The organism is Mycolicibacterium sp. XJ1819 (assembly GCF_053483675.1).
The window spans coordinates 1-255 of record NZ_JBEFST010000072.1 but is presented as its reverse complement, the minus strand read 5'-3'; the positions used below and the strand labels follow the sequence as shown (position 1 = coordinate 255).

At 66.7% G+C, this 255-nt stretch carries 1 protein-coding gene; it reads left to right on the top strand.

The window, feature by feature from the left end:
• Positions 1-255 (top strand): phosphoglycerate kinase (gene pgk, locus ABQE89_RS26355; RefSeq protein ID WP_448422193.1); only part of this gene is annotated, 255 nt, incomplete at both ends.

Here is a 255-nt window from a genome sequence, read left to right as displayed (position 1 = left end):
GCCAAGACCGTGTTCTGGAACGGCCCGATGGGCGTGTTCGAGTTCGCGTCGTTCGCAGCGGGCACCAAGGGCGTGGCCGAGGCCATCATCGCCGCCACGGGCAAGGGCGCGTTCAGCGTCGTCGGCGGCGGCGACTCGGCGGCCGCGGTGCGCCAACTCGGGCTGCCCACCGACGGCTTTTCCCACATTTCCACCGGCGGCGGAGCATCATTGGAATACCTCGAAGGCAAAAAACTACCCGGAATCACTGTCCTG